10 protein-coding genes are annotated in these 13180 nt (G+C 31.8%); 9 read left to right on the top strand and 1 reads right to left on the bottom strand.

Annotation, left to right across the window (positions count from 1 at the left end; translation table 11 throughout):
* The first annotated feature begins 12 nt into the window (after positions 1–12).
* The 4 genes from CCC31_RS09625 (at position 13) to CCC31_RS09640 (ending at position 4461) form a co-directional block, all read left to right on the top strand.
* Positions 13–357: a hypothetical protein gene (locus CCC31_RS09625; RefSeq protein WP_260978460.1), complete on the top strand. Its 345-nt coding sequence runs from the start codon at positions 13–15 to the stop codon at positions 355–357.
* Positions 354–3035, top strand: coding sequence for a hypothetical protein (locus CCC31_RS09630; protein ID WP_290851205.1), 2682 nt, complete (start codon positions 354–356; stop codon positions 3033–3035). Before CCC31_RS09625 ends, CCC31_RS09630 begins: the two co-directional genes overlap by 4 nt.
* A gap of 69 nt (positions 3036–3104) precedes the next feature.
* Entirely contained in the window at positions 3105–3470 is a 366-nt protein-coding gene (locus CCC31_RS09635) for a hypothetical protein (protein WP_260978462.1), read from the top strand.
* A gap of 127 nt (positions 3471–3597) precedes the next feature.
* Complete coding sequence (locus CCC31_RS09640; RefSeq protein ID WP_260978463.1) at positions 3598–4461, top strand: DegV family protein; 864 nt, start codon at positions 3598–3600, stop codon at positions 4459–4461.
* Between the two features lie 212 nt (positions 4462–4673).
* Here CCC31_RS09640 and CCC31_RS09645 read toward each other — a convergent pair whose 3' ends face one another.
* Positions 4674–5645 carry a biotin--[acetyl-CoA-carboxylase] ligase gene (locus CCC31_RS09645; protein WP_290851208.1) on the bottom strand — a complete coding sequence of 324 codons (972 nt, stop codon included), beginning with the start codon at positions 5643–5645 and terminating at the stop codon, positions 4674–4676.
* A 314-nt stretch (positions 5646–5959) separates the two neighbouring features.
* Here CCC31_RS09645 and CCC31_RS09650 point away from each other — a divergent pair, with 314 nt between their 5' ends.
* From CCC31_RS09650 to CCC31_RS09670, 5 genes are all read left to right on the top strand, one after another.
* Positions 5960–8908, top strand: coding sequence for an insulinase family protein (locus CCC31_RS09650; RefSeq protein ID WP_290851210.1), 2949 nt, complete (start codon positions 5960–5962; stop codon positions 8906–8908).
* 92 nt (positions 8909–9000) lie between these two features.
* Positions 9001–9909 (top strand): GTPase Era, encoded by a 909-nt coding sequence (gene era / locus CCC31_RS09655; protein ID WP_022088012.1) that lies wholly within the window; start codon positions 9001–9003, stop codon positions 9907–9909.
* A 129-nt stretch (positions 9910–10038) separates the two neighbouring features.
* Positions 10039–10782: a DNA repair protein RecO gene (gene recO, locus CCC31_RS09660; RefSeq protein WP_290851213.1), complete on the top strand. Its 744-nt coding sequence runs from the start codon at positions 10039–10041 to the stop codon at positions 10780–10782.
* 49 nt (positions 10783–10831) lie between these two features.
* The gene (locus tag CCC31_RS09665; RefSeq protein WP_022088014.1) at positions 10832–11467 is read left to right on the top strand and encodes a hypothetical protein; all 636 of its coding nucleotides are present in this window, start codon (positions 10832–10834) and stop codon (positions 11465–11467) included.
* 82 nt (positions 11468–11549) lie between these two features.
* Positions 11550–12947, top strand: a complete 1398-nt coding sequence (locus tag CCC31_RS09670) for a glycine--tRNA ligase (RefSeq protein WP_022088015.1) — start codon at positions 11550–11552, stop codon at positions 12945–12947.
* Positions 12948–13180 lie beyond the last annotated feature (233 nt).

Here is a 13180-nt window from a genome sequence, read left to right on the forward strand (position 1 = left end):
AGGAGGGAAAAGATGAAACTGGCAATAGAAATGTTTTCTATAGTTATAGTAGTAACAATAGCCTGTATAGTTTTTTCGTCGTATATAAGCACGGAAAATCAAAATGTAAAAGCGAGAGATTTTTATAATGTAGCAGTTAATCGAATAGAGGATAGTAATTGTAATGCACAAGTTATTAAGCAATGCAAAGAAGAAGCCGGTGAAAAAGGATATATGTTGGTTACGGAAGATAATTCTTTATCAGAGAATGAACCGAGTTGTTATGTGAGCATGGAATATAATATAACGTTTCCAATTTATCAAATGTTTGGAGAAAACAAGAGTAAAAAAGTTGTGATAGAGGGGTATGCAAGATGATTGAAAAATGGAGTGGAGTAATAGGGAAAAATATTTTTAAAGTATGCGTTGTGCTTGCTTTTTGCTGTATGGTTCTTTTGCAAAACAATGTTTATGGCGCGACTACAGAAAATGGAAGTAAAAGTAACCCTTATCTTGTGCAAACAGAAAGTAAATTAAAAAATATATTTAGTAATAACAAAAAGACAAGTTTAGTATATATTGCGATAGTTGGTAATATAAAAATTAAAGATGGAATAAAAGTAACTCAAGGAAGATATATGCTTTATTCATCAGGTGGTGAAAGAACTATTAGTAGAAGTAAAGACATAGGCGATGATGTAAATAAATCAGATAAATATTGTTTTAAAATCTCAGATGGAGCGGAAGTTCATTTTGGCGATGGAATGGGTGGATATAAGTTATATCTTGATGGAAAAAAGAATCAAATTTCTTTTGCAACAAAAGGGTTTATAAAAGTTGATGACAGTTCAACAGGAACGATTGGAAATGCATGTGTAGTAAAAAATGTTACTAATTATAATGGCGAGACGGAAGCAGGAGCGGTTAGAAGCACAGGAACATTGAATGTATATGGAATTATTCATGACTGTGATGGAGTAAAAGGCGGAGGAATTACCATTAAAGGCGGAGTGTGCAATATATGGCCCGGAGCACAAATATATAAATGTTTTACTCTAAGTCAGGGTGGTGGAGTATATGTTGGAAATTATTCAGAATTAAGGATATATGATGGTGAAATTTTTGAAAATGAAGCATTAGAAGAAGGCGGAGGAATTTACATAGGTGGTTCTTCGCTTTTATTAATGACTGCCGGAATAATACATAATAACAAATCAGGTGAGGAAGGTGGAGGCATATTTGGAACAGGATTAGGAACAATTGTAAATATAAATGATGGATGGATATATGGCAATGATGCCGGAGCCAGTGCCGGAGGCGTATTCTCAGGATATCAGGCAGGTCTTATTCTTGGGTCAGGCAGTACTGCACCGACAATTAGTGGAAACGAATCAAGAGGAAGTGGTGGTGGAGTAAGATGTAATGGTGGTGTAGGGTATGGATATGGAGGATGCACCGTTATATATAATGCAAGGATTATAGGAAATATATCCGGAAATTTAGGAGGCGGAATAGCTTGTGGAGAAGATTCTAAAATAACTATTGAATCTATAAATGTATTTAACAATTCAAGTTATGATAATGCAGGTGGAATATATATAGGTATGAATGTAGAGGATATAAACGGCGGAGCTGTAAAACTTTATAATAGTATAATAGGTGAAAATGGAACTGTTGATAAAGGTGGTGGAATATGCACGGATTCTTCTGTTTTGATGAGAAATACCTCAATAAATAACAATTCTTCACGAAACGGAGGAGGACTTTATATTGGCAATACAGCTACGGTTCATATGTGGATGGGAAGTTACATAAATAATAATTATGCATACAATAATGGCGGGGGTGTATATATAAGTGAAAAAGCTAACTTTTTACTGACGGACAATAACATATATCAAAATAATTGTGCTAAAAACGGAATGGGTGTGTATGTAAGAGGAAAGTTTCAAATGTTTAGTATAGCAAGTGTAGATGAAAGCAATGAAGTATATCTTACCAGACAGACATACATATCAATAATAGACAGATTGCTAAAGCCTAGCGGATATGTGGCAGTTATAAGGACAACATTAACTGACCCGGGAACAATAATTGCACAGGTTGAATATAGTACAGATGCACAGAAGGAATTATATTATATAGGCGATGCAGTTGCAGAATTAAATAACCAAAATTGTGTAAAAAAATTTTTGGTACGAAATATAAGTGGGAACAAAATTTTGCGACCTACGAAATTTGTTAAAGCTTATGTAGATAATGAAATAATAATAAGCGAAAAATATGACGTTACATTTAATAAAAATACTTCTGAACATGTTTCAGGAATGCCTGAAAATCAGATTAAATTTTGGCAGGAAGACATAATAATAAGTGGTGTTACAGTCAGAAGAAATGGATATCATACAGTAGAAAATAAACATTGGAATTTCCAAAGTGACGGCAATGGAGCAACTTTAAAACCTGGTGGAATATTATATGCAAATGGAGACAGGGTACTTTATGCCCAATGGGAAAAAGAAAAAGTTATAAATTTATTTATAAATGCTACTGACAGATATTACGTAGTTAATCAAAATATAAAATTAGATATGAACGAATTAGTAAAGAAAGTAACAGTTAATGATGATGCGTATTCAAGTACAAAATATCCTCTATATATACAAAAGATAACTGACGTAACTGGTAAAAACTATTATGAAAGAGGTAAGAATAAAGAATTTGAAGATATAAATAACTCAGATATCGTACTAACTGAGAAGTTTATAAATACAGAGTCTATTGCAGAATTTATAGTGACAGTTTGTTCAAATGCCGGAGATGATAGTTCTTATGCAGAAAAGAAATTTGGTGTGTATATTATAAATAATAATGAATATAATCATACGACTAGATTTATTTCAAAGGAATATATGGATACGTTAAATAAAAATTCTAAATGGAATCTTACATTAAAAAATAAACTGGAAGAAAGTCTTAATAAAAAGGAAGGACAGGGAATGAAAAAATATAAAATGTCAAAAGAAATGGTGAATGAAATTAAGAAAAACAGATGATGGCTAAATAATTACAGGAACCTTGGAGAGGGTATAAAAACTACTACTATAAAATTATGAGGAAAACAGATGAAGCAAATTTCAATAGTGATTGGATTAATTGTATCAGTTATGATTGTAAGTATGACTATTATGGCGTTGGAAGAAAAAAGTTCAAAAGAAACTGAGTTAAACAGAGCAGTAGCAACAGCTGTAAAACAGACAGTAAAAGCAAGTTGTGGTAAGAATAAAGAAATTAACAGTAATGATGATATGATAAATTTTTGTATGAATAATATTGCATATAATGTCAGTGGCACATCAGATTATGAAATAGAAGTCATGTCTGTTGATTACAAAGAAGGAATGTTGGATATAATAGTTACAGAAAAATATACAAATGTAGTGGGAAAAGAAAAAAATATTACTATAAGAAAAGCTGCAATTTATGGATAAAATAAGTTGCAATAAAAGAGATAATAAACATTTTCCTTTTCAGAGTTGTAGAAATAGAAATGTTACAATGATATGATAATAACGAAAATAAATGACATTTTGTTAGGTTGAAAGGAATGTAGATAATATGAGAGATTATGTTATTGTAACAGATTCAGCAAGTGATTTGCCACAAGAAATCTTACAGGAATATGATATTCCTTGCCTCCCTTTATATTATAGTATAGACGGAGTGATATACGGAGATGAAAAAAATATTGAACCGCATGAATTTTTTGAGCTTATGAGAAAAGGTGCGATGCCTACAACGATGGGATGCAATCCGGAATATGCAACAGAGATGTTTAGAAGTATTTTGAATCAGGGAAAAGACATATTGCACATTGCATTTTCATCTGCATTAAGTGTTAGTTATAATTCAGCACGAATTGCAGCAGAGGACTTAAAAGAAGAATTTCCGGATAGTAATATTGTTGTTATTGATTCAAAGGCTGCATCTTTAGGTCAGGGGCTTTTAGTATATAAAGCAGCAAATATGAAAAAAGAAGGTAAAAGTTTAGAAGAAGTAAAGACCTGGATTGAAGAAAATTTAAATCATATGTGCCATTACTTTACTGTAGATGATTTATTCCATTTACATAGAGGTGGAAGAGTGTCAAAAACAACTGCAGTTGTAGGAACTTTAATACATGTAAAACCTGTACTTCATGTAACAAATGAAGGAGAATTAAAACCATTCCAGAATGTTCGTGGAAGAAAGAAAGCATTACAGAGTCTGGTTGATTCCATGAAAAAAGAAGGCGCAGGTTATGAAAATAAAGTAGCCTTTATTGTACATGGTGATTGTATAGAAGATGCCAATAAAGTAGCTGATAAAATAAAAGAAGAATGTGGAGTAGAAAAAGTAATCATAGGAATGCTAAGTCCTACGATTGGAACTCATGCAGGACCAGGAACAGTTGGTTTGTTCTTTATAGGAGAAAATAAATAAAAAATTTATTAATTGAAGTGATACCAAGATAAATACAGAGATGAAAATTACAAAAAGAATCTGTACCAGATTTTATGACTTTGGTATTGCATATATATTGTATACTATACACTAACAGCCAGACTTTTTGGAAGTCTGGCTGTTAGTGTATAATTAACAAATCTAAAATAAACATATATATTATGAATCAGATATTTTAAATATGTGTGAAATTAATCCAATTTTATACTTACTTCTCCGGATGAAAGCAGTTTTTCAGTTCCGTCTTCAAATCTGACAAGAAGATGACATTCATCGTCAATTGAAATTGCCTTGGCAGTCTTGTTACCATCTTTGTCAATAACAGTAATATTTTTTCCTAATAATATAGAGCGGTCAATGTATTCTTTAAGGTAACTCTTAGATTCAAATGAATTATAAAAGTCCATAAAGTAATTTAAGACATGAGCTAATAATTTGCTACGCTTGTTAATGGAATCGCTTTCTTTGTCAAATATAGCCGTAGCGACTTTGTTGATTTCTTCAGGAAATCCACCTTCAGGAAAACAAACATTAATACCAATTCCGACAATTGCATAGTTAAGTTTGCCTGTTTCCATATTAAAAGTAGCTTCAGTTAATATTCCACATACTTTTTTGTTATCTACAAAAACATCGTTGACCCATTTTATTTTTGCCTTTTTATCGGAAACATCTTCAATTGCCTTAGCAACTGCAACTGCTGCGCTTGTAGTTAAAAAAAGTGAATCACTGGCAGGAATATCAGGACGAAGTAGTATACTAAAATAAATTCCTGTATCGGCAGGTGAAACAAATTTTCTTCCCATACGACCACGACCTAAAGTCTGCTCACTGGCTACAAGAACAGTCCCTTCTGTTGCTCCATCTTCAGCCATTTCTTTTAAAACAGTATTAGTTGAAGAAATTGTGTCATACACGTGGATATCTAAAGGATATTTTAAGAATTCACCAATACTGTGCTTACTTAAAATATCATTTGATTGTTCAAGACAATAACCTTTATTTGTAGTAGCTGAAATCTTGTACCCTTCATTTTCTAAAGATTTGATTGCCTTCCAAATAGAATTTCTACTAACATTTAATTCTTTTGCAAGAGTAGCTCCTGAAAAATAACTTCCTTTATTTGCTTCAAGCATATGTAAAACTTCATCTTTAACGCTCATAATATTCCTCCTAATGCTTCTATAAGTATAACAAATATGAATAAAATATCAAATGAGGTCCGAAATAAAACAAAAATTAAAATCAGATAAAATGATTTATTGTTAATGAAGAAAAAATTTAAATGTGTTAGAATATAGAACGAGTATATCAGTTGAATAGATTTTTAGTTGAAGTTGATAATATATTAAGATAATAAGGTGAATAGTATAAAATGATGACAGATTTACGTTGGAGCGAATAGCGAGTGATAATTCATAAGATATTTTTGACCGAACATCTTAAAAAAGAAAAATATTATGGAAAGGAAAAATTAATGGCAGTAAAAGATATCAAAGAATATGAAATTATAAAACAATATTATATGGAAGACTTGAATTCACAGGCTTATTTATTAAAGCACAAAAAGACAGGAGCAAGAATTGCATTATTATCAAATGATGACAATAATAAAGTTTTTAATATTGGTTTTAGAACACCGGTAAATGATGATACAGGAGTACCGCATATAATTGAACATACAGTTCTTTGTGGCTCAGATAAATTCCCGGTGAAAGACCCATTTATCGAACTCGTAAAGGGGTCACTTAATACATTTTTAAATGCAATGACATATCCGGACAAGACTGTGTATCCGCTTGCAAGTTGTAATGAAAAAGATTTTCAAAATATAATGGATGTTTATTTGGATGCAGTATTTAATCCACAAATATATAATCATCAGGAGATTTTTAAGCAGGAAGGATGGCATTACGAATTAGAATCACCGGAAGATGAGTTGAAAATAAATGGTGTAGTTTATAACGAAATGAAGGGAGCATTTTCATCAGTAGCAGGAGTTCTTGACAGACAGGTATTGCATTCGCTTTTTCCGGATACAACATACGGTTTTGAGTCAGGTGGAGATCCGATATCAATACCTGATTTAACTTACGAGGAATATTTGGATTTTCACAGAAAATATTATCATCCGTCAAATAGCTTTATATATTTGTATGGAGATATGGATATGGAAGAAAAACTACGTTTTATAGATAAGGAATATTTGAGCAAATATGATACATTAGAAATAGATTCTGAAATAAAAATGCAGAAACCATTTGATAAACCGGCAGAGGTTGAAAGTTACTACCCTATATCAGATGGTGAATCAGAAGAAGACAATACTATTTTGTCATGGAATGTAGTTTTAGACACAACACTTAATAAAGAAGAAGTGTTGGCGTTCCAGGTACTTGATTATGTACTTATGACAATGCCGGGTGCAGTTTTAAAACAAAAGATTATAGATGCAGGCATAGGAAAGAACGTAGAAAGCACATATGAGTCAGGAATTTTACAACCATATTGGTCTATAGTAGCTAAATATGCAAATTATGAAGATAAGGATAAATTCAAGTCAATAATAAAAAGTGGATTAGAAGAAATAGTACAAAATGGTATCGAAAAAGAAAGCCTTATTGCTACAATTAATAATTTGGAATTTAAATATCGTGAAAGTGATTTCGGACGTTGGCCAAGAGGATTAATGATTGGCCTTCAGATGTATGAAAGCTGGATTTATGATGAAAATCAGCCATTTATATATGTAGAATGCAATGAAACATATGCATTTTTAAAGAAAATGGTTGAAACAGATTACTTTGAAAATTTAATTGAAAAGTATGTATTGAACAGCAAAATTGAATCAACAGTAGTGCTTAAGCCTAAAAAGGGTCTTGTAGCAGAAACTGAAAAAGAATTAGCGGACAAGTTAACTGCAAAAAAGGCAACTCTTTCAAAGAGTGAAATTGATAAGTTAGTTGCAGACACAAAGGCATTAAAGAAGTATCAGGAAGAACCATCACCTGAAGAAGATTTAAAGAAGATACCGATGTTGGAAATAAGTGATATTGACCCTGAACCAAGAAATATAAAGTCTCAGATAAGAGAAATTAATGGAATACCTACGGTTTATTATGACTGCTTTACTAACGGAATAGGTTATGCAATATTGTCATTTGACTGTAAAAATATACCTACAGAACTTTTACCATATATTGGTTTGCTGAAAAATACTGCAGGATATATGAATACGGAAAGTTATAATTACACTCAGCTTGCAAATGAAATAAATAAAAATATTGGTGGAATATATGTTGATGCAACATTATATCCGGATGCAATTGAAAAGAATAAGTTCGAACATCGAGTTGAAGTTAATTTTAAGTCGATGATAAGCAGAATGGATAAGGCATTTGAAATTGCAAAAGAAGTTATGCTTACTACAAAATTTGATGACTATAAGAGATTAAAAGAAATTATCGATGAAATAAAAGCAAGACTTCAGAATACACTTATGGAAAGTGGAGATTCTGCTGCAGCACTTAGAGCAGGCTCATATTTCTCAGAGACGATGTATAGAAGGGAAAATTATGCTGGAATTACATTTTACAAATTTATTGAAGATATAGCCAACAATTTTGAAAATGTAAAAGAGGAAGTAGCAGCAAAATTAAAATTGCTTACAGAGTATGTTTTTAGAAAAGAAAATCTTGTTATCAGTTATGTATGCAAGGATGATGAATATGACAGTTTACCTGGATTAGTGGAAGATATGACAGATTCATTATATGACAAAGAACCTGACAGTAGTATATTGAGTAGCGATAAAGTGGAAAAATTTGCAAAGAATGTATTAAATGAAGGATTTAAAACATCAAGTCAGGTGCAATATGTAGTAAGAGCAGGACAATTTGATACAGACAAATATCCATATACAGGAACTTTATCAGTACTTAAAACTATTTTAGTTTATGAATATTTGTGGAATAACGTAAGAGTAAAAGGTGGCGCGTATGGCTGTAGCAACTTCTTTACAAAACAGGGTGTTGCAATGTTTACATCTTACAGAGACCCTAAATTAAAAGAAACAAATGAAATCTATGAAAATGTTGTGGATTACATCAATAATTTTAATGTCGGTGACAGAGATATGCGCAAATTTATTATCGGAACTATAAGTGAATACGACCAGCCACGCACACCGTGTAGCGAAGGTGGAAGATTGTTAACATTGTATTTTAACCATAATACTTTTGAAAATCTTAAAAAAGAAAGAAGTCAGGTGTTAAGTACTACAACAAATGCAATCAGAAACTGTGGAAGCCTTGTTGCAGATGCACTTAAAGAATATTATGTTTGCGTTATTGGAAACGAAGGAAGAATAGAAGAAAACAAAGATATGTTTAAAAATATCTACAATTTATTTGAAAATAAAAATTAAAAAATAAATACAAATATAAATGAAAAATAAATGCAAATCAGATGATAGAATGTAAATAAAGTATAAAACAAAAGTTTGGAAATGGAGAACAAATGGAAAATAAAGAGTACAAATCAGGATTTGTTGCATTAATAGGAAGACCGAATGTTGGAAAATCTACATTAATGAACAAAATAATAGGACAGAAAATTGCTATTACATCAAATAAGCCGCAGACAACGAGAAATAAGATTCAGACAGTATATACATGTGATCAAGGACAAATTATATTTCTTGATACACCGGGTATTCATAAGGCAAAAAATAAATTAGGTGAATATATGGTAAATGTGGCTGAAAAAACATTAAAAGAAGTAGATGTTATTTTGTGGCTTGTTGAACCTAGTACATTTATTGGGGCAGGTGAACAGCATATTGCCGAACAGCTTAAAGACATAAATGTACCTGTAATTCTTGTAATTAATAAAATAGATACTGTTAAAAAAGAAGAAATTTTGGTATTTATTGATGCGTACAGAAAAATTCTTGATTTTGCAGAAATAATTCCTGCATCAGCATTGAGAGATAAAAATGCTGATGAAATAGTAGAATCTATTTTTAAATATCTGCCACAGGGACCTCAGTATTATGATGAAGACACAGTAACTGACCAGCCAATGCGTCAGATTGTGGCTGAAATTATAAGAGAAAAGGCATTGCATGCTCTAAATGAAGAAATTCCGCATGGAATAGCTGTTACAATTGAAAAAATGAAAGAAAGAAAAAACGGCAAAATTACTGATATAGAAGCAACAATTATATGCGAAAGAGATTCTCATAAAGGCATAATTATCGGAAAACAGGGTAGTATGCTTAAAAAGATTGGAAGCAATGCAAGATATGAAATAGAACAGATGCTAGAAATGAAAGTTAATCTTCAATTATGGGTAAAGGTTAGAAAAGAATGGAGAGACAGCGATTTGTTATTGAAGAACTACGGATATAATGAAAAGCAGCAGTAAGATACAATTTTTTAAATATAAGAAAATTTTTTTGATGTAATAAATTTTTGCTATTAAAGCCGTGTCTATACGGCTTTTAGCATTTATTAAATATTTAGAGATTTGAGTTAAGAAAGGAGAGGCACGACTATGGTTGAAACGGTAACGGCTATGGGAATTGTAATGTCAGCAATGCCGATGGGTGAATATGATAAAAGAGTTGTGCTTCTTACAAAACAATTTGGAAAGATAACGGCTTTTGCAAGAGGGGCAAGACGACCTACAAGCCAGTTCCTTTCGGGAACGCAGCCTATGAGCTTTGGCGAATTTACCATGTATCGTGGAAGAAATTCATACACTATAACAAATGTAAAAGTGACAGAATATTTTGGCGGTGAAATGACCGACATTAATAAAATGTATATGGGAATGTATTTTCTTGAAATGGCGGACTACTATGGAAGGGAAAATATAGATGGAACAGAGACATTAAAATTAATCTATCTTTCACTTAAAGCACTGCAAAATGATTCTATTCCTGACAAATTGGTGAAAAATATATATGAACTTAAATCGCTTGTGATAAACGGGGAATATCCAAATGTGTTTACCTGTGTAAATTGTGGCAATAATAGTGAACTGGATTATTTTGATTTGAGAAAGAATGGCATGATTTGTTCTAAATGTCATGGAAATTTGTCAAAAGATAAATTAGTATCACAATCGGCAGTGTATGCGCTTCAATACATAATTTCATCTCCACTTAACAAATTATATACATTTAATGTAAAGGATGAGGTATGGCAGGAAATAAATGGAATTATGGAAAGTTATTTGAAAGAACACATAGAAAAACAATTCAAAACTCTGGAATTTCTGGAAATTAGTTATTGAAAATAATGAGTATACAATGTAAAATTAGGTATTGCGAGGAGGAGCGGATATGCTTAAGAAAAAAATTATATCATTGCTTATGGTTATGACAATAGCTCTTACATTTGTCGGGTGTGACAATAAAGTTGGAGATATTGCTTTAGAAAAAGGCCAGACAGCAATTCATATTTCAAAAGATGGTAAAGTACAGTACGGAGTAGCAGAGTCATTCGATAAAGATTATTATGACAAGAAGGAACTTAAGAGTACTGTTGAAAATGAAGTCGATGAGTTTAATTCAGATAGTGATGCATCAGGAAAAGATGCACTTTCTTTAAAGTCAATGGATGTAAAGAAAGATGTTGCGACTATGATTATGGAATTTGCATCAACTACAGACTTTGGAACATATATTTTAAAATATAACAATCCTGATAAAGGAACTTTCTATATAGGTGACATAAGTGACAATGAAGATTGTGAAATTAAGGGGAAATTTTATGCCCCTGACAATAAGAAAAAATCAGTGTCAGAAGACAAGATTAGTGATTTAGATGATAATATTTTGATTGTTAATGAACAGATGAAAGTCCAGATTGAAGGAACAGTAAAGTATGTGAGCGAAAACTGTAAAATCAGTGATGGCGTGGTAGAAACAGCGAAAACTGATGACGGAATAAGCTATATTGTATATACATTAAAATAATAATGATAATAAAAAGATGCCTTATGGATTACTTAGTATTTCCTAACCCGGCATCATAAAAAATAAAAGGTGGAGAAGTATCATGGAAAAGACAATGGAAAAAATCGTTGCAGTTGCAAAAAGCAGAGGATTTGTATATCCGGGTTCAGAAATTTATGGTGGACTTGCGAATACATGGGATTATGGTAACCTTGGTGTAGAATTAAAGAATAATGTTAAAAAAGCATGGTGGAAGAAATTTATTCAGGAAAACCCATATAATGTAGGTGTTGACTGTGCTATTTTAATGAACCCTCAGACTTGGGTTGCATCAGGACATCTTGGTGGATTCTCAGACCCTCTTATGGATTGTAAAGAATGTCATGAAAGATTTAGAGCAGATAAACTTATTGAAGATTATATGGAAGAAAATGGAATTACAATAGAAGGTTCTGTTGATGCATGGTCACATGAAGAAATGGCTAACTACATAGAAGAAAAGAACATTGCATGTCCAACATGTGGTAAGCACAATTTTACAGAAATTCGTGAATTTAATCTTATGTTTAAGACATTCCAGGGTGTAACTGAAGATGCTAAAAATACAGTATATTTAAGACCTGAAACTGCACAGGGTATTTTTGTAAACTTTAAGAATGTACAGAGAACTTCAAGAAAGAAGATTCCATTTGGTATCGGTCAGGTTGGTAAATCATTTAGAAATGAAATTACACCTGGTAACTTCACATTCAGAACAAGAGAATTTGAACAGATGGAACTTGAATTCTTCTGCGAACCGGGAACAGACTTAGAATGGTTCCAGTATTGGAGAGGATTCTGCCGTGACTGGTTATTAAGTCTTGGAATTAAAGAAGATGAAATTAGATTAAGAGATCATTCACCTGAAGAATTATGTTTCTACTCAAAGGGAACAACAGATATTGAATTCTTATTCCCGTTTGGATGGGGCGAACTTTGGGGAATCGCTGATAGAACTGATTACGATTTAACTCAGCATCAGGAATTATCAAAGCAGGATTTATCATATTTTGATGATGAAAAGAAAGAAAGATATGTTCCATATGTTATTGAACCATCACTTGGTGCTGACAGAGTAACACTTGCATTCCTTTGTGCAGCATATGATGAAGAAAATATCGGAACAGAAGAAAAACCGGATATGAGAACAGTTATGCATTTCCATCCGGCTATCGCACCTGTTAAGATCGGTGTACTTCCATTATCAAAGAAGTTAAATGAAGGTGCAGAAAAGGTATTTGCAGAACTTAGCAAATTATATAACTGTGAATATGATGACAGAGGAGCAATCGGTAAGAGATATCGTCGTCAGGATGAAATCGGAACACCTTGGTGTGTTACTTATGATTTTGATTCAGAAGAAGATGGAGCAGTTACAGTTCGTGACCGTGACACTATGAAACAGGAAAGAATCAAGATTGAAGATTTAAAAGCATACTTTGAAGAAAAGATGGCATTTTAATTGGAATTGTCAGCATATAACATGCAAAAGTATGTAAGACATATTTAAAAACAATTATCCTTAATGGATATAAAATATGATTTTAAATAATAACAGAGTTGAAATTCATATTGGATTTTAGCTCTGTTATTTTTTATTCTTTGCTAAAAAGTGAAAACTTAACTTATAATTAAAAAATAAATGCAATAAAAAATATGACCTCTTCGTTTAATAAGTATAAGACAATAAAGAAA

Origin of the sequence: Eubacterium sp. LMAG:50, assembly GCF_008680265.1 — a bacterium.
Lineage (GTDB): Bacteria > Bacillota > Clostridia > Lachnospirales > Lachnospiraceae > Eubacterium_U > Eubacterium_U album.

Coding starts and splice junctions, on each gene's coding strand:
- CCC31_RS09670 (WP_022088015.1), top strand. CDS start 11,550: ATGGAAAAGACAATGGAAAAAATCGTTGCAGTTGCAAAAAGCAGAGGA.
- CCC31_RS09650 (WP_290851210.1), top strand. CDS start 5,960: ATGGCAGTAAAAGATATCAAAGAATATGAAATTATAAAACAATATTAT.
- CCC31_RS09640 (WP_260978463.1), top strand. CDS start 3,598: ATGAGAGATTATGTTATTGTAACAGATTCAGCAAGTGATTTGCCACAA.
- era (WP_022088012.1), top strand. CDS start 9,001: ATGGAAAATAAAGAGTACAAATCAGGATTTGTTGCATTAATAGGAAGA.
- CCC31_RS09645 (WP_290851208.1), bottom strand. CDS start 5,645: ATGAGCGTTAAAGATGAAGTTTTACATATGCTTGAAGCAAATAAAGGA.
- CCC31_RS09635 (WP_260978462.1), top strand. CDS start 3,105: ATGAAGCAAATTTCAATAGTGATTGGATTAATTGTATCAGTTATGATT.
- CCC31_RS09625 (WP_260978460.1), top strand. CDS start 13: ATGAAACTGGCAATAGAAATGTTTTCTATAGTTATAGTAGTAACAATA.
- recO (WP_290851213.1), top strand. CDS start 10,039: ATGGTTGAAACGGTAACGGCTATGGGAATTGTAATGTCAGCAATGCCG.
- CCC31_RS09665 (WP_022088014.1), top strand. CDS start 10,832: ATGCTTAAGAAAAAAATTATATCATTGCTTATGGTTATGACAATAGCT.
- CCC31_RS09630 (WP_290851205.1), top strand. CDS start 354: ATGATTGAAAAATGGAGTGGAGTAATAGGGAAAAATATTTTTAAAGTA.